We start from the raw sequence: 17,894 nt of genomic DNA on the forward strand, positions 1-17,894 counted from the left end.
CTGCTTTTGCTGACGCTGATGTTATGTTTCTCACCCTTGCGTGTTGCTTGTTCCACTGCTCGCTACGATGCGACCCGTTGTTGCGCACTTCGGCTGTGATACACCCCTAGGAAGATGCTGAGTAGCACGGAGAAAGCGACCAGCGCGCTAATCAATAACGTATTGCCTAGGTCAGCGAAATTGATAACAAACAAGATAACTACCAGATTCATAAGACTTAATAGCAGAACCGTGCTTATCTGCTGAAAGCCCATTGCCAGAATGCGGTGGTGAATGTGGTTTTTGTCGGGCGAGAACGGAGAACGGCCAGCCATCATCCGCACAAGGAAAACTCGCATCGTATCAAAGAGCGGCACGAACAAGATGCCAGCCGCTACTGAAGGCGCCGACGAGGCGAAAGGCTGCCCAACCTTCAGACCCATTTCAACAAACTGAATAGTCAGCACCGAAACGATAAAACCGCATACTAGAGAGCCGGTGTCGCCCATGAAGATACTGGCCCGATGGAAGTTATAGCGCAGAAAACCTAGGATTCCGCCAACGACACATACAGATACATAAACATAATTACCGTAGCTGTCACCGCCGTAACGGTAGAAGTAGTAGCCAAATGTGCTTACAATAATGATAACAATGGTGCCCGCCAAGCCATCGAGGCCGTCGATCAGATTGATGGCATTGGTGATGCCGACGATAACTAGGAACGTAAATGCGTAGCTGATCCCGATTGGCAACTCGTGGATACCTAGGATACCCTGAAAACTGGTGATGCGGATTTCGGGTTGAGCCATGATCATCACAATACCCGTAGCTAGCAGTTGGCCTATGAATTTCTTCATCACAGAAATGGTGACCAGATCATCTTTAAGACCGACGAAAAACAACACGATACAACCCGCCAGCAACTGCTGCAAACCATGACCTAGGTCGGCAAAGATCGTCAGGGCTGACATGAAGCCGGCAAACACGGCCACGCCGCCCAGCCGCGGCGTCAGCGACTCATGCACGGTGCGCACGTTGGGCGTATCGAGCATGTTTTTGAGGTGGGCAATGTAGATAATAGATGGTACCGCAAACAACGCCACCAAAAAGGACCACATAAACGATAAACTCAATGAAATTCCGAGTACACTCATCACCTATTCAACGCTTAAGAAGGAAAGGCCAGCAACCAAAAGTAGGAGCTAGCTCTTGGTTAACTTAACTGTGCAATACGCCCGGACGCCCCAACAAAGCAATCGGAATCAGGTTGGCGGCTACAATAGAATCGGGTACAAAAATAAACTTCTTGTCAAAGATCTGCGTGCCGCGGTAGTAGCTGACCCAGTACTGGTTATTCAAATGGAATAGTTCAGGATCAATAGGCTCTATAGCCACAACGCTATGGGGTGCCACCTCCACGAACACATGGCGCAACGTAGAAGTACGTACGACTTCGCCGTCTTCCTTGGTGCCATAGCCATTGGAGCTGACGATAACGTTTTGCAGCGGAAACGCATTATGGTTGAGTAAGTACACCTGCCAACCAGCCTTCCCCTCTTCGGTAGCTGCATCATCGTCGGGTACTACGGCTATCGAAACGCCTTCTACCGGGTCGAATGTGATGTGTTCTTTCATGCTTGCTCAAGTAGCGCGGCGTCCAACAAATGGGCTAGGTGGATCAACAGCCGATCTTCCACTTCGGCGAGTGGCACCGCCCGACCTAGCTCCTGCTGCAACGAGGTAACGGCTTTGTCGCTGATGCCACAGGGAACAATGTGATTGAAGTAGGAAAGATCCGTATTCACGTTCAGGGCAAAGCCGTGCATGGTTACCCAACGGCTGCATTTCACGCCCATGGCGCATATTTTACGTGGATTCGCCGCGCCTTCCTCAAAACCTAGCCATACGCCGGTGAGCCCCGCAATGCGCCCGGCCGTCAGCCCGTACTCTGCCAGCGTCAGCATCACGGCTTCTTCCAGTACGCGCAGGTAGCGGTGAATATCTGTGAAGAAATTATCCAGGTCCAGAATAGGATAGCCTACCAACTGCCCCGGACCGTGGTAGGTAATGTCGCCGCCACGATTGATGCGGTGGAAGGTAGCATTGTGTTGAGCTAACGCCGCCTCATTGAGCAGAAGGTGCTCCGGCTTGCCGCTCTTGCCCAGCGTATAGACGTGCGGGTGCTGGCAAAGCAGCAGGTAGTTCGGGGTAGTAATCAGTGGCAGGCCCGCTTCAGCAGCCTGTCGATTCTGAGCTTTAACAGCCAACGTATCCGCTAGTATCTTCTCCTGATAAGCCCACGCGGCTTCATAATCAGTAAGCCCGAGTCGCTGCACGATAATGTGACGATTTTGTCCTAACGTAGCAGCCGGTGCTGTTGCTTGCTCAGTAGCAGATAGCACCACCGCCGGCGCACTGCATTGGCTATAAAAGGAGTCCATTAATGAACGGTTTGGATGGTGGGATACGTAGCGCGGAAGCAGAGCGTGGTGAGCAGTATACCTACGTGAGTAGCTTCAACCTAGGTTTTATGGATGGATCGGCTTATAAATTACTCGCTTCTTGTAGGTGCTACAACAGTTTATCTGGCTATGATAAGTGAAAAAGCTAGGGTAGGAGCGACTATCCGTTTGGCTTATCGCGCCGGAAGGTTTCAGTATGTGCGTCGATAAACCCACTCAACATCTTCATAGGCGCCCGGTTTTTGGTAGAACATTGAATCACAGCAAAGGTACGTAGATTCGTTCCAACGTCAATTGCTCTGCTCACCGCCGCACCTCTCTCCTATGCCGCACGCTGCCCACCCACTTGGTCATGCCGGTGAAGCTGCCGCCGCCTATTACCTATTGGCACAAGGCTTCGAGCTGGAACGCCGGAACTACCGCCACCACCGCGCCGAAGTCGACCTGATTATGCGCCGAAGCACGCAGCTATTAGTTTTTGTGGAAGTAAAAACGCGCTCTTCCTCACAGTTTGGCTACCCTGAAGCGTTCGTCACGGAGCGAAAACGCCAGCTGTTCCGCCTGGCCGCCGATCAGTATCAAGAAGAAATAAACTGGCAAGGTGATATCCGCTTCGATATCCTAGCTCTCACCCAAACAGCCAAAGGCTTTCACATTGAGCACTTTGAGGATGCGTTCTATTGATTTGCTGATATGCTAATGAGTTGATGTGCTGATCTTATGGTAGCTTTCCCTAACCAGCACATTAGTATATCAGCTAATTAACTCATCAGTAGACTACTTCCGTCCGCCGGTGCGGTTTATGCCGGGACGGTCCGTGACGGCATCACGGCGGTCGAGCTTATCTTTTTCATAAACGAGCACGCCGTTGCGGTTGTACTCGCGCAGCAATATGGGCTCCGCTTCGGGCTCGTAGCCGCTTTCCGGGTATTGGTAAACGTAATGCAGTCGGTTGGGCAAGTTGCGGAAGCCCCAGTACTTGTTCCAAAGACCGATTTTTTTACCGTTCTCAAACTGCCCATCCCAATCGCGCTTGCCGCTTTCCAGGTAGCGCACGTAGTCGCCTTCCAGCTTGCCATCTACGTAGGGCACCACTTCTTTCAGTTGCTTCTGGGCGCCGTCGTAGTAGGTAATATTAGCATCGCGCGGGAAGCCTTTCTCGTAGTGTGCTTTGGAAACCAGAATGTTATCCTTATTCAGCCGCTCCCACCGCAGATGCCGCGTGCCCACGGCAAAGAACCCGGTTTCCACTACTTTGCCGCCCTGCATCTTCTTGTAGGGGCCGTGCAGCACTTTGTTATCGCCGGGGTCTACGCCCGCCCGATCCTGCACAATGCGGCGCTTATGAGCATCATAATAGTAGCGAATGGGCGCAAAAGGATCGGTTTTCTGCGGGGTACGCATGTAGTAGAAGATTTCCACCACCTGGTTGCGCCCCTTCGGCCCCGACTTGGTGTAGGCTTTCTTGATTGGCTCGCCCAGGAATATGTTCTTCTTTTTCTTGGGCTTGCGTTGCGCTTTTTTATCTTTCTCTTTGGCCTGCTGCTCCTGCTCCTTGGTCATGGCCACGCGCTTGTTCAGCAGGTTCGTTGTGTCGCTGTTCTGCGTTAGCGTGTCGCTGAGAGCTAGGTTGCCCATGTCCTGGTCGGGCTTGCTACTAAAGGAAACTGTCTTTTTAGAACAGGCACCAAGCAGCAGGAGAACAGCAAACAGCGAAAGTTGCAGACGAGAAAGGGGCATGGCAGAAGTAGGCAGAAGTCGCAGCACTAAACGTAAATATACACGCATTTGGTGCCCGGCACCTAGGTCATATCGGTAACTGAGTAGTTGAGTAAAACAGCTTTGCTTCGCTGAAACGACAAAACCCCAACAGCTTCCGCTGTCGGGGTTTTGAGTTGGTCCAATCCGAGCAACCTAGGTTGTTGGCCTACGATGCGGTCAGCAGATCGGCGCTGCGCTTCACAAATGCCGTTAAGGCTTCGCCTTTCAGCATGTTCTGCGCCAGCAAACCTAGGTCGAACGCCTGGCGGGCTAGCTTGCTGCCGCCTTCTTCATCAGCGCTCAGAATGCGCTGCGCAATCGGGTGATTCGCGTTGACACTCACCGTATAGCTATCCGGCAGACTGCCCATGAAGGCCATCCCGCCACCGCCGCCGGTGCGCTGCATGTCTTTCATGCGGCGCATAAACTCGGGCAGCGTGATGATAACCGGCGAATCCTGCGGCGACAGAGCCTCAACCTGCACGTGCATGTGCTCGTTGTTGATGGCTTTGGCAAACAGCTCCTGCAAACGGGTTTTGTCCTCGTCGCTCAGCACGCTTTCCGTGGCTTCATCTTTTTCGATGAGCTTGCCAACCGTGTCAGCATCTACGCGCTTGAAGGTCACCTTCTCCAGCTTCTGCTCCAGCTGCCCGATGAAGTGCGGATCGAGCACGGCATTTAGCTTGAGCACGTCATAACCGCGGTCGGTGGCGGCGGCTACGTACGCGTGCTGCGCCTCCGGGTCGGTGGCGTAAAGCACGGCCAGCTGATCGTTTTTATCCTTCTGATTAGCCTGCACAAACTCCTGGTACTCGCTCAGGGTGAAGTACTTGCCAGCCGTATTCTGCACAAGCGCAAAGTCTTTGGCTTTGTCGTAGAACTTCTCGTCCGACAACATGCCGTACTTCACGAACAGGCCAATATCCGACCATTTCTCTTCGTATCCAGCGCGGTCTTTCTTGAACAGCTCGCTGAGCTTATCGGCTACCTTACGGGTAACGTAAGTGTTGATTTTCTTAACGTTAGCATCTGCTTGCAGGAAGCTGCGCGACACGTTCAGCGGAATATCCGGCGAGTCGAGCACGCCGTGCAGCAACATCAGAAACTCAGGTACTACGTCCTTCACCTCATCGGTGATGAACACCTGGCGCGAGTACAGTTGAATCTTGTTGCGCTGGAATTGTAGCTCATCCTTCACCTTCGGGAAGTACAGAATACCCGTCAGGTTGAACGGATAATCAACGTTGAGGTGAATCCAGAACAGCGGCGGCTCCGAGAAAGGATACAGCTCCTGGTAGAACTTCGTGTAGTCCTCATCGGTCAGCTCCGACGGCTGCTTGGTCCAGATCGGCTGCGTCTGGTTAATTACCTCCCCCTCAAACTCAATTTCGATGGGCAGAAACTTGCAGTACTTGGTCAGAATGGTCCGCAACCTAGCTTCTTCCAGGAACTCGTCGGAATCGGCCGCTACGTGCAACACCACATCGGTACCCCGCTCGGCTTTGGCGTGCTCGCCGGTGGGCTCATCGAGGGTAAATTCCGTGCTACCATCGCAGGTCCAGTGTGCCGTGAGCGTGTCTTCCTGGTAGGATTTAGACCAAATCTCAACTTCCTCAGCCACCATGAAGGCCGAATAGAAACCCAGGCCAAACTGCCCGATGATCTGGTCTTTCGTGCTGGCATCCTTCTCCTTATACTGCTCCACAAACTCCGTGGCGCCGGAAAAAGCAATCTGGTTGATGTACTTCTTAATCTCCTCAGCCGTCATACCGAGGCCACGGTCGGAGATGGTGATCTTGCGAGCTTCCTTATCCACCGTTACCCGCACCTTCAGCTCACCTAGCTCGCCTTTAAACTCTCCTAGCTGCGCCAGGCTTCTGAGCTTTTGGGTGGCGTCTACGGCATTCGAAACCAGTTCCCGCAGGAAGATTTCGTGGTCCGAGTACAGGAACTTCTTGATAATGGGGAAGATATTCTCAGTATGAATCGAGATGCTACCTTTCTCTTGCATAGCGTATTGACAGAAGCAGTGAAACAAAAAACCAGACAAAACGCTAGCCTTTAGCAGGCTCAGCGTCGTCTGGCAGCACGTTTCAAAAGCTGTTCCACGCTGGCGGCGCTGTCAGATTGACAGCGCCGCCAGCGTGGTTAGTCAAGCCATTCGTCTGGCAACAAGGCCGCAGCACCGGGCCGCGTGGCAGCCAGCCTAGCCGCAAACCATTCATGCTCCAGGCGCTGCACATCGTCAGAACTTTTGGAGAGCCAATCCAGCGCAGCTGGAAAATCGCCGAAGAACTGCACATTCACCTGGGTGTAGCAGCGGCCGCTGTCCAGCACATGCTCCATGGCGAGCTGGTTGTGTAAGTCGTCTGGCAGCATCAAAGCTAGGTTCTGGATGCCGCAGCGGGCAAATTGAGCCACCCAGCGCTGGCTCAGCCAGGCTTGCTCGTCGTTGCCGAGCGGTGGCATTTTGGAAATATCAACCAGCCACTGTCGTGCTTTATTCTGGCGCGAAAACAAGAGTAGTCGCTCCAACGCCATCTGGAAGCGCAGCAAGCTTAAAGGGCCTTGCCACTGCCAACGCATTAGCCGTAGTTGAGGATCGTGTTGTAATAGGAGTGATTCGTGTAGAGCGCAGATCATAGATAACGGTACTCACAACATTAACATAGCGAGTTAGTAGCCGCAAATCTATATAGGAAATTTTTAATTATTACTGGCTACCGATTTATTTTGTCATATTTCTCGTTTAACGCAATATATACCACGCCGTATTGATGAAGTCTCTTGCTGAATATGTTTGTATGCAAGCTGGATAGGGCAGTTTCAGGTATTCTCATTCCTTACTTCCTTTTCTCTCATAATTTGTATTATATCAATATTCAAGCAAGTTAAGATCAAGGTTAGCTTTAGTAATTTCTTTAATAATATCAATTTGCCCGAAAAGAAATTACCTCTACATTTGGTGCATCTACACGATACATTGTTGCATAATGCACACCCATCGTTCCCGTCTGGCCACCTTGCTCCTGCTGTGTTTTCTGCGGGTGCTACTGCCAGATGCCTGGGTGTTGGCGCTGCACAACCACCAGCACACCTGTGAAGAACCGGTGCACGCTTCGACGCCGACGAAGGCCAAGCTGCTGCTTACAGCTAAGCACCAGCATTGCCAAACGGATAATTTCAGCCATGTGCCTTTCCAGCTGGCTTCGCCGCTGGAGTTTCGGCTGGTGGCAGTTTATCCGGTCGTTCGCACGTATTGTTCTGGTGTACTATGGCTTAGCTCATCCGTAGCAACGCGCTACCTGCGGGGGCCGCCGCATCAGGCGTAAACTCATCCACGGCGTTTCACGCGCCCTTGCTGCCGGCTCAGATAGACTTCAAGGTGCCGTGACGCACCAAATACTGCGCATACCTAGTACTCGCCTGCGGCTCGTTGTGGAACAGACTTCCGCGCTACTTACCAGTGAACCTAGCCTATGTGCAGTGCCAGCCGGTGGCTTTTACGCGCAGCCTAATCAGCAGGAATCTACTGGTGATTAGCTGCCCTTTTCCTGCGCTGCTGATGCAGCCCCTCCTTTCCTTTACGGTTCATTGCTAGGTCCTAGCGCCCAACCTATGTCACGACTTTTTTTAGTGGGAGCTTTGCTGCTGCTCACCACGGGCATTTTTGCCCAAACTCCTATGCCATCTACGCCGCCGCGCGCTGCGGTGGGCACTCCTGTCACTGGCCGCGTGCTGGATGCTGCAACGAAAGAACCTGTGCCGAGCGCTACCGTATTGTTTTCGGACCTGCGCCAAGCCACGGCCACGGGACCGGATGGCACTTTTAAATTCAACACCCTGCCTCGCGGGCGGTTTCTGATGCAGATTCGCTCCCTGGGCTACACCACCGTTGCCCGCACGGTGGATACAAACCTAGGTCAGCCGATAGAGGTAACCCTAACGGCTGCTACTACCGAGATTGGGCAGGTGGTCGTGACGGGTGTATCGGCGGCTACGGAAATGCGCCGCTCGCCTATCCCGACAACGGTGGTGGACCACACGCGCCTTCAACAATCGGCTTCCACCAACGCCATCGATGCCATTGCGCACACGCCGGGCCTCTCGCAGATTACCACCGGCGCGGCCATCAGCAAACCCATCATCCGGGGGCTAGGTTTTAACCGCGTTATTACCCTGAACAATGGCTCGAAACAGGAAGGCCAGCAGTGGGGCGATGAGCACGGCATCGAGATTGATGAGTATTCGATTGATCGGGCCGAGATAATCAAGGGGCCTGGCAGCCTGCTTTACGGCTCCGATGGCATGGCCGGCGTCATCAACTTTCTGGCGCCTGATCCGGTAGAAGAAGGCAAGATTATCGGCTCAGCGTCGGCCAATTATCAGTCGAACAATCACTTGCAGGGCTACTCACTGATGAATGCCGGCAATAAAAATGGCTTCAACTGGCTGGTACGCGGCAGCAGCAAGCTAGCCGGCGCTTACCGTAACCGCTACGATGGCCGCGTGCTCAATTCCGGTTTTCGGGAGCTGGATGCCAATGGCTACGTGGGCGTGAACAAAAGCTGGGGCTACTCGCACCTGACGTTCAACACCTTCAACCAACAGCTAGGTCTGACGGAAGGCGACCGGGACCCGGTAACCGGCCGTTTCCTGAAGGAAGTCGCCGTGAGCGACACCGCCACGGAAGCCGTGCCGGTGACCAACGACGACCTGCGTGGCTACGGCCTAGCTATTCCGCGCCAACGGGTTAACCACTTCCGCATCGGCACCGAGAACAACTTCATCTTTGGCCAAAGTCGCTTGACGGTGAATGCCAGCTGGCAGCAGAACCTGCGCCGTGAGTTTGGCAACGTGTTCGACCCCAACACGCCGGACCTGTACTTTCAACTGCGCACTTTCGACTATGCCGTGCGCTATTTTCTGCCGGAAATAAGTGGCTGGAACACGACGGTCGGGGTGAGCGGCATGCAGCAGCAGAATGCTAACAAAGGCCTAGAATTTCTGATTCCGGCTTATCACCTGCTCGATGGCGGCGTGTTCGGTGTGACGAAGAAAACGATTGGCAAGCTCGACGTAAGCGGCGGTCTGCGCTACGACATTCGCCGCATCAATGCCGACGCTCTGTACCTCGATGCGCAAGAACGCCCTGTGCCTGCGCCCGGCGAAGAGCAGAAGTTCGGGGGCTTCAAATCTACCTTCCGCAATGTCTCGGGCAGCGTGGGCGGCGCTTACAGCGTCAGCGAAAAGCTGCTGGTGAAAGCCAACCTTTCACGCGGATTCCGGGCCCCAAACATTGCCGAGCTAGGTTCCAACGGCCAGCACGAGGGCACTATTCGCTATGAAATCGGTGACCCTAGGTTGAAGGCCGAAACCAGCTTACAGTACGACGCCGGCATCAGCTACGTGACGGAACACGTGAGCCTGAACGTGGATGCTTTCGAGAACCGCATCCAGAATTACATTTTCCCGCGCCATATTCTGAACGCCGCTGGCTCCGACTCGATTGCCGGCACCGGAAACCCCGTGTTTCTGTACGACCAGGGCAACGCCCGCATAGTGGGCGGCGAAGTGAGCCTAGACATTCACCCGCACCCGCTTGATTGGTTGCACTTCGAGAACAGCTTCTCGATGGTGCGGGCCCGTCAACTCGATCAGCCCGCCGATTCGCTGCGCTATCTGCCGTTCATCCCCGCCGACCGGCTGCAATCGGAACTGCGGGTGAACTTTCATAAGGTGAAAAACACGCGGCTGGCCAATCTCTATGCCCGCATCAACGTGGAGCATACATTTGCCCAAAACCGCTTTTTCTCTGCTTACCAAACCGAAACCCGTACGCCGGGCTACACCTTATTTAATGCAGGCCTAGGTGCAGATTGGCTAAACGCCAAAGCGCAGACGCTGTTTTCGCTGTACCTGACCGGCAACAACCTGTTCGATGTAGCCTACCAAAGTCACCTGAGCCGTCTGAAATACGCCGACTACAACGCCAGCAACGGCCGAACGGGCATCTTCAACATGGGCCGCAACGTGAGCGTGAGAGTGGTGGTGCCGCTACGGTTCAACTGATCAGTTTTCATTTACCATTTACCATTTAACATCTACCAGTTAACTTTTTGCTTAACCATATAACTTAATCGAAAGCTGTTGCGCATCCGTTATTTTTATTATTCCTCCATTCACCTCAGAGAAGGATGACCATTGGTAACTGGTAGATGTTAACTGGTAAATGTTAAATGAAAAATGGCGCATTCTCACGACCACGATCATACTCACGACCACCATCACCATCATGGCTTGGCAGCGGCGACGGAGATGCACTTCGACCGTGCTTTCGGCATTGGGATTGGGCTGAACCTCGTCTTCGTGGTGGCCGAAACCGCGGGGGGTCTTTGGTCGCATTCGTCGGCGTTGCTTTCTGATGCCGGCCATAATCTGAGCGACGTATTGAGCCTGGCTTTAGCCTGGGGCGCTACGCAGCTGGCTAGCCGACCTTCCTCGGAGCGCTATACTTACGGGTTTAAAAGTGCGACTATTCAGGCGGCGCTGATCAACGCGGCGCTGTTGTATGCGGCGCTGGGGTTTATTCTCTGGGATACGGTTGACCACTTGCGGAACCCGGCGCCCGTCAACGGCTACCTTGTGATGGTGTTGGCGGGCATCGGAATTGGCGTGAATGGCCTGACGGCTTTTCTGTTTCGGAAGGGTCAGCACGGCGACGTGAACCTGCGCGGTGCGTACCTGCACATGCTCACCGATGCGCTGGTGTCGTTGGGCGTGGTGGTGGGCGGCGGTTTGGTCGTCTGGACGGGCTGGCACTGGCTCGACCCGCTGATCAGCTTTGTCATCCTAGGTATTATTGCCTACAGCTCGTGGGGGCTTTTGCGCGAAACGGTCCAGTTGACGATGCTGGCCGTGCCAGAAAGCATCAACTTGCAGAAGGTCAGGGCGCTGCTGCTCGCCCAGCCCGGCGTCACGCAGGTACACGATCTGCACGTATGGCCCATGAGCACCCGCGACACTGCCCTGACCGTGCACCTAGTACGCCCCGGCTGCGGCTGCGACAGCGACTTTTTGCAACAGCTGCAAAAAACCCTCAAAGAGAAGTTCAATATCTGCCACTGCACCGTGCAGATTGAGGAGCGCGTGCCGGTGCTGGAAGAATCCTGCGGGTGCGATTGAGCAACCTAGGTTTTCGCGCACTTCTTTCTACCTGACTTACCCAACAGACCGCCCGGGCAGCCGGGCGGTCTGTTGCGTGTAGAGGCGGAGAAATCTTCCGCTGACCGCTGAAAAAAGATCGGGCAAAACAGCTAAAAAGTGCCGAATATGCGTACGTAAGCCTTCTTTCTCACTCGCTCTACCTAGCTAATGGTTTCTCCCGTAGCTCCTCAGCCTCCCAGAACAGCCTCGCTGCTGAGTGCTGTCGTCATTGTTGCCTCTTTGGGTTATTTCGTCGATATCTACGACTTGGTGCTTTTCAGCATCGTGCGGGTCAAGAGCCTGAACGGGCTAGGTATTACGGTGCCGAGCGAGGTCACTAACCTAGGTATATACCTGATTAACATGCAGATGGCCGGCATGTTGCTGGGCGGCGTCCTGTGGGGAATCCTGGGTGATAAGCGCGGGCGGCTGTCAGTGCTATTCGGCTCCATCCTGCTGTACTCGCTGGCCAACATTGCCAACGGCTTCGTACAGACAATTGACCAATATGCCTGGCTCCGCCTGATTGCGGGCGTCGGATTGGCTGGTGAGCTAGGTGCCGGCATCACGCTGGTAGCCGAGAGCTTGCCCAAGGAGAAGCGCGGCTACGGCACCATGATTGTGGCTACAGTGGGCGTATCGGGCGCCATGGTTGCCTACTGGGTAGGCGAGCGGTTTGGCTGGCGCAACAGCTATTTCATTGGCGGCGGGCTTGGGTTGGCGCTGCTGGCACTCCGTGTTGGCGTGTTCGAGTCGGGCATGTTTGAGCAGGCCAAGCGCGAGGATGTCGCCCGCGGCAATTTCTTCAGCTTGTTTACCAACAGCGAACGGCTAGGCCGCTATGTGCGCTGCCTGCTCATAGGCTCGCCTTTCTGGTTTATCGTGGGTATCCTGATTACGCTGGCACCGGAGTTTGGCAATTATTTCAACCTGCAAGGCCCTGTCACCGGCGGGCTCAGCATTTTCTGGTGCTACCTAGGTCTTACGCTCGGCGACTTTACCAGCGGTAGCCTGAGCCAGCTTTTGCACAGCCGCAACCGCACGCTGCAGATTTTTATTCTGGCTTGCTTGGCCATGGTGGGCGTGTATCTATTTGGGCTGCACGGCGCTACTCCCACCACGTTCTACTTCGTCTGCTTTCTGCTGGGCCTGGCGGGCGGGTTCTGGGCGCTGTTCGTCACGGTGTCGGCCGAGCAGTTTGGTACTAACCTGCGCGCTACCGTTGCCACCACGGCGCCCAACTTTGCCCGCGGCGCCATCGTCCTGATCAACCCCACGTTCAAAGCCTTACAAGGCCCGTTCAGCATTGTCGGCGCGGCGGCTATCATCGGGGCGGTTTTGCTGCTGCTGGCTTTCTGGAGTGCCAGCACCTTGTCGGAAAGCTACGGCAAAGACCTTGATTATCAGGAGGTATAAGCTCTTTTTTCGAACTTCATTCGCTTGCAGGCGTATCAGTAATAATCTCTATAGACCTGCACTCATGAAAAAGATAACCTTCCTCCTCACGTTTGCCGCTGTTGCTGCGCTCAGCTCGGCTGCTCATGCCCAAACTACCAGAGTTGACAGCTTACAGCAACAAACCGCCAATTCGAAAGCTGCCTACAATTCAGAAAAGGATAACGCCAAAGCTAGCCGGCAGTCGGTAAACGACAGCAAAGACGAGCTAAAGCAGCAGAAGCTAGCTCTGAAAACTCAGAAGAACGAGCTAAAGCAACAGCAACTGGCTGATAAACAAGCTCAACAGCAGGCAAAACTGGCCAAAGAGCAAGCCAAGCTCGACAAGAAGCGCCTGCGGGAAGAAAAGAAAGCCGCGAAAGGCTAGGATACTTCCAGCCTCATCCCGTATAAACCAAAACTCCAGCCCAAAGCGGCTGGAGTTTTTTGTTCCCCTACTTCCAACCCCTACCAAAATGGCAGATTCGCCTACCAAAAACACCGTTAAGTATTATCCGCTGCACCACTTTATTCTACTGCCGGCGGCGCTCATCATGGTTGTCTACACTGTGCGGCGCTACCTGGCCGTGGCCGGCGACGACTCAGAGGTGTCGCGTTTGTGGTTCTGCGTTATGGCACTCGCAGTCATTGTGTTTCTTGGTTTGGTTATGCTGCGCCAGCACTATGCCCTGACGCTCCAGAACCGGCTTATCCGGCTGGAAGTACGGCAGCGCTACTTCGAGGTGACCGGCAAGAGCCTGCGCCCGCTGGAAGACCAGCTCACCCTAGGTCAGATTTTCTCCCTGCGCTTCGCCGGCGACCAAGAGCTCCCTAGCTTAGTGCAGGCGGCCATTCAGGAGAAATTGCCGCCCAAGGACATTCAGGCACGTATTCAGGATTTTCACTTCGACACGATGCGCGTCTGAACCTGTACCTTTGCGGGCATGTTTCTGCTTGTACTTACGTATTCCAAACCGCTGGAGGAAGTTGAACCGCTTATGGCGGCGCACATGGCCTGGGTCGACGCCCAGTACCAAAACGGCACCTTTCTGGCTTCCGGGCGGCGCGTGCCCCGCACCGGCGGCATCATCCTCGCCCGCGCCACCGACCTAGGTAGCCTGGAAGCACTGGCCGCCACCGATCCTTTCCTGGAAGCAGGCGTGGCGCAGTACGATATTATCGAATTCACTTTGTCGCGCACGGCGCTTGGCTTTGAGAGCCTGCTCAGCTAGCATTGTTTTGCGCGTTTTCTTATTTTCAGCTTAATGATTCTCTACAACGTAACCAGTAGCATCGACCCGGAAATTGCCGACGAGTGGGTCACGTACATGCGCGACGTGCACTTGCCGGATGTAATGGCCACGGGGTTTTTCCTAAGAAGTCAGTTGTGCCGCCTGCTCAACGAGGAAGAAGGCGGCGTCACCTACGCCGCGCAATATTATTGCCTTGACTTAGAGCAGCTTGAAGATTACCAGAACCTCTTCGATCCTGGCTTAAGTGCCAACCTAACGACGCGCTTTCCAGGTCAGTACGTGTCGTTTAGCACCGTGCTGGAAGTAGTCGATTAATCATCTCTCGCTACCTAGGTTGCAAACAGAAACGCCAGGCTGAATGAGCTTCAGCCTGGCGTTTCTGTTTGCAATTTTTTGCTTTTACAGGCTCTGCACCGCTTCATTGCAGCTATAAGCGGCTAGCTGTTCGCTGGTCAGGTTGCCGTTGTGCCACTCGGGGTCGAGGTTGGCACCAATCTTTTTGTAGAAGCCAATAGCAGGCTCGTTCCACTCCAGCACTTGCCACTTCATGCGGTTGGCACCCGTCGTACGCGCCTCGTGCACCACGGCATCAAAGAGTAGCTTGCCGAGGCCGGTGCCGCGGGCAGCTTCCGTCACGACTAAGTCTTCGAGGTAGAGCATGCGGCCTTTCCAGGTAGAATAAGCGGTGTAATACAGCGCAATACCTAGGATGGTACCGCTCTCATCTTCAGCCACAAAGAACTTGAAAATGGGGTCCGGGCCGAAGCCGTCGCGCTGCATGTCGGCCAACGTGTTGGTGACTTCCTGCGGAGCGCGCTCAAACTCAGCCAGCTCCTGAATGAGACCTAGCACCTGGGGTAAATCGGCTTCAACGCCGCGACGAATCGTTGTCATCGATGATCATTGAGCAGTTAACAATGATGAATGAGCAATTTTAGGTAACCGAATACGCTGATCAGAATTACCTGAAACGAACAATGAGCAACGCCGCGAACGGTAATTGCTCATTGTTCATTACTAATTGCTCATTTCACAAGCTACATCTGCGGCTGCATTTGCTTGATGTCCTGGGTGGCATTCACCGCGTTGATTTCGCGCGGTACGTTGGTATCAGGCTTGCCGCCGGTCGTATCGGCTTTGGCCGGAATAGGAGGCAACGGCCGCGTAGCTACGTCCTCATCTTTGTTAACATCAGGACCGCCGCACGACGACAAGGACAGCGTTAGAGAAGCAGCGGCGAGCAGACCGAGCAGAAGCGTTTTCTTCATAAGTAAGCCGAAATAAACGGGCATTGGAGTTTCGAGCCGCAAGATACAAAGCAGGCTTCGAAAGAGTTGTACGGGTTCCCTTGTTGTTTTAGCTGTCTTTTCGCGGGCAATTTTACCCTAACCAGGTGACCTAGGTCAGGAAATCTCTTACTTGCCGTACGGATTCAGTCCCATATTATAGTAGGCAAAAGCCCACACATCGGCCCATTCCTGAATCTGAAGCGCAGTGCTTTTACCCGCGCCGTGGCCTGCATTCACATCCACGCGGATGAGCTGCGGGTACGGACCAGCGTTTTTCTCCTGAAGCGTAGCGGCAAATTTGAACGAGTGCGCCGGCACAACCCGGTCGTCGTGGTCGGCGGTGGTAATCATGGTAGCGGGGTAGATCGTACCAGCTTTCAGGTTATGCAGAGGCGAGAACCGGTAGAGGTTCTGAAACTGGTTGTAGTTATCGGAGGTGCCGTATTCGGGCGCCCAGTTCCAACCGATGGTGAACTTCTGGTAGCGCAGCATGTCCATCACGCCCACGGCCGGGAAGGCCACGTGAGCTAGGTCGGGGCGCTGGGTCATGATGGCACCTACCAGCAAGCCGCCGTTGGAGCCGCCCGCAATGGCGAGACGGTTGGGGTTGGTGTATTCCTGCACCGTGAGGTACTCGGCGGCGGCAATAAAGTCGTCGAACACATTCTGCTTGTGCGGCGTCATGCCGGCTTTGTGCCACTCTTCACCGTACTCGCCCCCGCCGCGCAGGTTCGGAATAGCTAGGATGCCGCCATTTTCCAGCCACAGCATACGCGCCACACTGAAGCCCGGCGTCAACGACACATTGAAGCCACCATAAGCATAGAGGTAGGTTGGGTTCTGGCCGGTCAGCTTCACGCCTTTCTTCCGCACAATGAACATCGGAATCTTCGTGCCGTCTTTGCTAGCGAAGAACACCTGCGTAGTTGCATAGTCGTCTGGGTTCACATCAACTTTCGGAGCCCTGAACACGGTGCTGATGTTCGAAGTTAGGTCGTACTTGTAAATGGTGGTCGGGTACGTGAATGAGGTAAAGGCGTAGTACACCGTCTTGGCATCGTGCCGCCCGCCGAAGCCGGCAGCCGTGCCGATGGCCGGCAGTTCTACATCGTGCAGGAACTTGCCTTTCTCATCGTACACCTTCACCAGCGAGCTAGCATCTTTCAAGTAGTTGGCAATCAGCTTCCCTCCTACCTGGCTTACGCCCTCCAGCGTGTTTTCCGACTCTGGTAGAATCGTCTTCCAGTTCTTTTCCTGCGGCTTCTTGGGGTCGATGGCCACGAGGCGGTAGCGCGGGGCTTTGTAGTTGGTCATCACCAAGAGCTGTCCGCCCACGTTGCCGACTACGGAGTTATTGTGTTCGTAGCTGGTGATGAGCGGCGTGAAGCTGTGTTCCTGCTTCGGGTCGGTGAGGTCGCGCACCGAGAGGCGGTTGCCGTCGTTTTTGCCGTCGGTGAGGTAGAGCACCAAGAAGCGTTCGTCTTCTGTGGCGCCCGCCATCCGAAAACCGAGGGGCATCTTCTTGTCTTCGTACACTAGCTTGTCGGCACTCTGGGCAGTACCTAGCTTGTGGTAGTAGACTTTGTGAAACTCATTCTTACCGGCCAGGCTATGCTCGCCCTTCTTCGGGGCATCGTAGCGGCTGTAGAAAAATCCGTCTTTGTACCACGAAGCGCCCGACACTTTCACCCAATTCAGCTCATCTTTCAACGGCTGACGGGTTTTGAGGTCGAGCACTTTTAGCTGGTGCCAATCGGAACCGCCGCCGCTGGTGGCGTAGGCTAGGTAGCGGTGGTCGTTGGAGAAATAGGTGCCCGCCAACGCCGTCGTGCCATCGGCCGAAAACTTGTTGGGATCGAGCAGCACTTCGGGCTGGGCGCCGTCGGTGTTCGGCTGCACGTACAGCACGGCTTGGTTTTGCAGGCCGTCATTTTTGGAGAAGTACAACTGATTCCCTTCTTGTTGGGGCACGCTGTAGCGCTCGTAGTTCCATATCTTGGTGAGCCGGTCGCGAATCTGATTGCGGAACGGAATCTTCTCTAGGTAACCGAAAGTCACCTTGTTTTCGGCTTCCACCCACGCCTTGGTTTCGGGGGAATCGGGGTCTTCAAGCCAGCGGTACGGATCGGCAACGGGAGTACCAAAGTAGTCATCGACTACATCAACTTTATGAGCTTGTGGGTATTGCACAGTAAAACGGGGTAAGTCGGCGCCGTTGCGGCGAGCCGAGAAAGTAGAACGGTTGCCAGCAGCACTGGTTTCATGTTCGGCTTCAGAAGCAGCAGAACGACAAGAAGCTGTTAGTGCCGTTAGCGCTAGTAAAGCAAGTGAGAGGTTGCGCATAGGAGATTAGGTGGGAGCAGAGAACAGCGAAGATATGCGCTGGTCACTATACATCCGGTGTACCCTGCGGAATGTTTAGCAAGCAAGGTTATTCAACCTAGCTTCCGTGCTCACCCTCGTGCAGCTTGCGGCTTATGCTTCACTTTGGAAGCTAGGTAATCTCG

18 protein-coding genes are annotated in these 17,894 nt (G+C 54.4%); 9 read left to right on the forward strand and 9 right to left on the reverse strand.

Translation table 11 applies throughout. The features are described from left to right. Positions 1–62 precede the first annotated feature (62 nt). The 3 genes from IEX74_RS15220 to lipB form a co-directional block, all read right to left on the reverse strand. Entirely contained in the window at positions 63–1,100 is a 1,038-nt protein-coding gene (locus IEX74_RS15220) for an MraY family glycosyltransferase (RefSeq protein WP_229755317.1), read from the reverse strand. Between the two features lie 100 nt (positions 1,101–1,200). Then, positions 1,201–1,617 (reverse strand): hypothetical protein, encoded by a 417-nt coding sequence (locus IEX74_RS15225; RefSeq protein WP_188814868.1) that lies wholly within the window; start codon positions 1,615–1,617, stop codon positions 1,201–1,203. Beyond that, positions 1,614–2,423 carry a lipoyl(octanoyl) transferase LipB gene (lipB, locus tag IEX74_RS15230; protein WP_188814869.1) on the reverse strand — a complete coding sequence of 270 codons (810 nt, stop codon included), beginning with the start codon at positions 2,421–2,423 and terminating at the stop codon, positions 1,614–1,616. The genes IEX74_RS15225 and lipB overlap by 4 nt, the downstream gene beginning before the upstream one ends. A 345-nt stretch (positions 2,424–2,768) precedes the next feature. Between lipB and IEX74_RS15235 the strand changes: the two genes are divergently transcribed. Further along, positions 2,769–3,128 carry a YraN family protein gene (locus tag IEX74_RS15235; RefSeq protein ID WP_188814870.1) on the forward strand — a complete coding sequence of 120 codons (360 nt, stop codon included), beginning with the start codon at positions 2,769–2,771 and terminating at the stop codon, positions 3,126–3,128. A gap of 93 nt (positions 3,129–3,221) precedes the next feature. Here IEX74_RS15235 and IEX74_RS15240 read toward each other — a convergent pair whose 3' ends face one another. From IEX74_RS15240 to IEX74_RS15250, 3 genes are all read right to left on the reverse strand, one after another. Further along, the gene (locus IEX74_RS15240) at positions 3,222–4,184 is read right to left on the reverse strand and encodes a toxin-antitoxin system YwqK family antitoxin (RefSeq protein ID WP_188814871.1); all 963 of its coding nucleotides are present in this window, start codon (positions 4,182–4,184) and stop codon (positions 3,222–3,224) included. 187 nt (positions 4,185–4,371) lie between these two features. Next, positions 4,372–6,216, reverse strand: a complete 1,845-nt coding sequence (gene htpG / locus IEX74_RS15245) for a molecular chaperone HtpG (protein WP_188814872.1) — start codon at positions 6,214–6,216, stop codon at positions 4,372–4,374. Positions 6,217–6,353: 137 nt separating this feature from the next. Further along, the gene (locus IEX74_RS15250) at positions 6,354–6,791 is read right to left on the reverse strand and encodes a hypothetical protein (RefSeq protein WP_188814873.1); all 438 of its coding nucleotides are present in this window, start codon (positions 6,789–6,791) and stop codon (positions 6,354–6,356) included. A gap of 407 nt (positions 6,792–7,198) precedes the next feature. Between IEX74_RS15250 and IEX74_RS15255 the strand changes: the two genes are divergently transcribed. From IEX74_RS15255 to IEX74_RS15290, 8 genes are all read left to right on the forward strand, one after another. Continuing rightward, complete coding sequence (locus IEX74_RS15255) at positions 7,199–7,537, forward strand: hypothetical protein (protein WP_188814874.1); 339 nt, start codon at positions 7,199–7,201, stop codon at positions 7,535–7,537. Between the two features lie 286 nt (positions 7,538–7,823). Further along, on the forward strand, positions 7,824–10,277 hold the full coding sequence (locus IEX74_RS15260; protein WP_188814875.1) for a TonB-dependent receptor: 2,454 nt from the start codon (positions 7,824–7,826) through the stop codon (positions 10,275–10,277). A gap of 174 nt (positions 10,278–10,451) precedes the next feature. Next, positions 10,452–11,390 carry a cation diffusion facilitator family transporter gene (locus tag IEX74_RS15265; protein WP_188814876.1) on the forward strand — a complete coding sequence of 313 codons (939 nt, stop codon included), beginning with the start codon at positions 10,452–10,454 and terminating at the stop codon, positions 11,388–11,390. A 189-nt stretch (positions 11,391–11,579) separates the two neighbouring features. Beyond that, on the forward strand, positions 11,580–12,827 hold the full coding sequence (locus tag IEX74_RS15270; RefSeq protein ID WP_188814877.1) for an MFS transporter: 1,248 nt from the start codon (positions 11,580–11,582) through the stop codon (positions 12,825–12,827). Between the two features lie 64 nt (positions 12,828–12,891). Next, positions 12,892–13,233 carry a hypothetical protein gene (locus tag IEX74_RS15275; protein WP_188814878.1) on the forward strand — a complete coding sequence of 114 codons (342 nt, stop codon included), beginning with the start codon at positions 12,892–12,894 and terminating at the stop codon, positions 13,231–13,233. 88 nt (positions 13,234–13,321) lie between these two features. Continuing rightward, positions 13,322–13,771 (forward strand): DUF6526 family protein, encoded by a 450-nt coding sequence (locus tag IEX74_RS15280; protein WP_188814879.1) that lies wholly within the window; start codon positions 13,322–13,324, stop codon positions 13,769–13,771. 18 nt (positions 13,772–13,789) lie between these two features. Continuing rightward, positions 13,790–14,077 carry a YciI family protein gene (locus IEX74_RS15285; protein ID WP_188814880.1) on the forward strand — a complete coding sequence of 96 codons (288 nt, stop codon included), beginning with the start codon at positions 13,790–13,792 and terminating at the stop codon, positions 14,075–14,077. 33 nt (positions 14,078–14,110) lie between these two features. Then, positions 14,111–14,413: a DUF4286 family protein gene (locus tag IEX74_RS15290; RefSeq protein WP_188814881.1), complete on the forward strand. Its 303-nt coding sequence runs from the start codon at positions 14,111–14,113 to the stop codon at positions 14,411–14,413. A gap of 84 nt (positions 14,414–14,497) precedes the next feature. Here the strand turns inward: IEX74_RS15290 and IEX74_RS15295 are convergent, their stop codons facing one another. The 3 genes from IEX74_RS15295 to IEX74_RS15305 form a co-directional block, all read right to left on the reverse strand. After that, positions 14,498–14,992, reverse strand: a complete 495-nt coding sequence (locus IEX74_RS15295) for a GNAT family N-acetyltransferase (protein WP_188814882.1) — start codon at positions 14,990–14,992, stop codon at positions 14,498–14,500. Positions 14,993–15,135: 143 nt separating this feature from the next. Beyond that, the gene (locus IEX74_RS15300; RefSeq protein ID WP_188814883.1) at positions 15,136–15,366 is read right to left on the reverse strand and encodes a hypothetical protein; all 231 of its coding nucleotides are present in this window, start codon (positions 15,364–15,366) and stop codon (positions 15,136–15,138) included. A 147-nt stretch (positions 15,367–15,513) separates the two neighbouring features. Continuing rightward, on the reverse strand, positions 15,514–17,730 hold the full coding sequence (locus IEX74_RS15305; RefSeq protein ID WP_188814884.1) for a prolyl oligopeptidase family serine peptidase: 2,217 nt from the start codon (positions 17,728–17,730) through the stop codon (positions 15,514–15,516). Between the last annotated feature and the right edge of the window lie 164 nt (positions 17,731–17,894).

It is taken from the genome of Hymenobacter cavernae, assembly GCF_014641455.1.
Taxonomy (GTDB): domain Bacteria; phylum Bacteroidota; class Bacteroidia; order Cytophagales; family Hymenobacteraceae; genus Hymenobacter; species Hymenobacter cavernae.

Coding starts and splice junctions, on each gene's coding strand:
- IEX74_RS15240 (WP_188814871.1), bottom strand. CDS start 4,184: ATGCCCCTTTCTCGTCTGCAACTTTCGCTGTTTGCTGTTCTCCTGCTG.
- IEX74_RS15275 (WP_188814878.1), top strand. CDS start 12,892: ATGAAAAAGATAACCTTCCTCCTCACGTTTGCCGCTGTTGCTGCGCTC.
- htpG (WP_188814872.1), bottom strand. CDS start 6,216: ATGCAAGAGAAAGGTAGCATCTCGATTCATACTGAGAATATCTTCCCC.
- IEX74_RS15260 (WP_188814875.1), top strand. CDS start 7,824: ATGTCACGACTTTTTTTAGTGGGAGCTTTGCTGCTGCTCACCACGGGC.
- IEX74_RS15300 (WP_188814883.1), bottom strand. CDS start 15,366: ATGAAGAAAACGCTTCTGCTCGGTCTGCTCGCCGCTGCTTCTCTAACG.
- IEX74_RS15290 (WP_188814881.1), top strand. CDS start 14,111: ATGATTCTCTACAACGTAACCAGTAGCATCGACCCGGAAATTGCCGAC.
- IEX74_RS15235 (WP_188814870.1), top strand. CDS start 2,769: ATGCCGCACGCTGCCCACCCACTTGGTCATGCCGGTGAAGCTGCCGCC.
- IEX74_RS15280 (WP_188814879.1), top strand. CDS start 13,322: ATGGCAGATTCGCCTACCAAAAACACCGTTAAGTATTATCCGCTGCAC.
- IEX74_RS15270 (WP_188814877.1), top strand. CDS start 11,580: ATGGTTTCTCCCGTAGCTCCTCAGCCTCCCAGAACAGCCTCGCTGCTG.
- IEX74_RS15220 (WP_229755317.1), bottom strand. CDS start 1,100: ATGTGGTCCTTTTTGGTGGCGTTGTTTGCGGTACCATCTATTATCTAC.
- IEX74_RS15265 (WP_188814876.1), top strand. CDS start 10,452: ATGGCGCATTCTCACGACCACGATCATACTCACGACCACCATCACCAT.
- lipB (WP_188814869.1), bottom strand. CDS start 2,423: ATGGACTCCTTTTATAGCCAATGCAGTGCGCCGGCGGTGGTGCTATCT.
- IEX74_RS15305 (WP_188814884.1), bottom strand. CDS start 17,730: ATGCGCAACCTCTCACTTGCTTTACTAGCGCTAACGGCACTAACAGCT.
- IEX74_RS15250 (WP_188814873.1), bottom strand. CDS start 6,791: ATGCGTTGGCAGTGGCAAGGCCCTTTAAGCTTGCTGCGCTTCCAGATG.
- IEX74_RS15225 (WP_188814868.1), bottom strand. CDS start 1,617: ATGAAAGAACACATCACATTCGACCCGGTAGAAGGCGTTTCGATAGCC.
- IEX74_RS15255 (WP_188814874.1), top strand. CDS start 7,199: ATGCACACCCATCGTTCCCGTCTGGCCACCTTGCTCCTGCTGTGTTTT.
- IEX74_RS15285 (WP_188814880.1), top strand. CDS start 13,790: ATGTTTCTGCTTGTACTTACGTATTCCAAACCGCTGGAGGAAGTTGAA.
- IEX74_RS15295 (WP_188814882.1), bottom strand. CDS start 14,992: ATGACAACGATTCGTCGCGGCGTTGAAGCCGATTTACCCCAGGTGCTA.